The organism is Phocaeicola sp. RTP21198st1_B8_RTP21198_201120, assembly GCF_040929485.1.
Classification (GTDB): Bacteria; Bacteroidota; Bacteroidia; order Bacteroidales; family Bacteroidaceae; genus Phocaeicola; species Phocaeicola dorei.
Genome location: NZ_JBCOCI010000273.1, coordinates 1 through 1061 on the forward strand (window position 1 = coordinate 1; position 1061 = coordinate 1061).

Here is a 1061-nt window from a genome sequence, read left to right on the forward strand (position 1 = left end):
ACGTCATGAGCAAAAAGCAAATTACCACGATACGTATTGCGACGGTAAGGAAGCCAGGTACGCCCGGTCACCAGATTGTCGTTCCAATCGGTGTAGTCGAAAAACTCTATTGTGCGGGCACTCCAATGATTGCCGGATAGTTGCAGCCTGTCGAGCGTGGGAGTTTTCACCCCCGTAGCCATATCGGCCGTGTGCTCTATATTTTTGCGGTCGGCGTTAGAGCGGTTATCCTCCTTATTCTGATAAAGTTCCACTTGCCCTTTCAGATAGGTATCGCAAGCAATGGCGGGACAGTCTGCATAAATGCGATAGCGACGCTCTATATTCAGCGAACCGATAGTGCAAGCCACGGTAGCCTGCAGATAACTGGCGTGGATGCCGTTCGTCGGTATCTCGTTCACGGTGAATGTGGCGTCCGTAGGGATACCTTTCACAATCGAGAAATCGGGTTGTTTGCCCTGTGCCGGAATGGTTTTTCCGTGTTGCTTGTCAGTAAGGCTGATGGTAACAGGCGCACCGTTATTCCACAGCATGGCGCGTTCCATATAGTTATTGCCCATACGTAGCGTGTCACCTTTCAGAAAAGCGTAATACTGTTGTCCTCCCCAAAGCGGCAAGGTACATATTGCCGATAGAAATATCGTGATAATATTTTTTTTGCTCATAGTTTGTCTACGGTTTGATGTAAGCTCCCGGAACTTCCAACAATTTGTTGGGTTCGTTGAATCGTTGGTTATCGGGCACATCGCGTTTGCCCAGACCCGCTTGCATAAGTTGCTTCAGTTCGGGCAGGTGATGATGATAGATGTCGCGTGGCTCTACACTATGTTTGTGGCAGAGTCCGGCTGCCATACCTACTACTTCACCCATCATGCCGGTAGTCCGCATCACACGTACCGTACCCAAAGCTACATGGGTGCAACTCATATTACGACCTGCCATAAAGAGATTGTCCACATTGCGCGAATAGAGACAGCGATAGGGAACGGCATAAGGATGAATCCAACGATGCACCGTAGCCGACTTGAATTCATTGCCGGGAAAGCGGACACTGTTCACGC

Annotated in this window: 1 protein-coding gene and 1 pseudogene; both read right to left on the reverse strand. The window is 49.7% G+C overall.

Features of this window, described 5'->3' with window-relative positions; translation table 11 throughout:
* Positions 1-665, reverse strand: a pseudogene (locus AB5935_RS25335) (alpha-galactosidase); the annotation flags it as partial.
* Positions 666-672: 7 nt separating this feature from the next.
* A partial coding sequence (locus AB5935_RS25340) for an FAD-dependent oxidoreductase (RefSeq protein ID WP_368327794.1) occupies positions 673-1061 on the reverse strand: 389 nt, incomplete at its 5' end.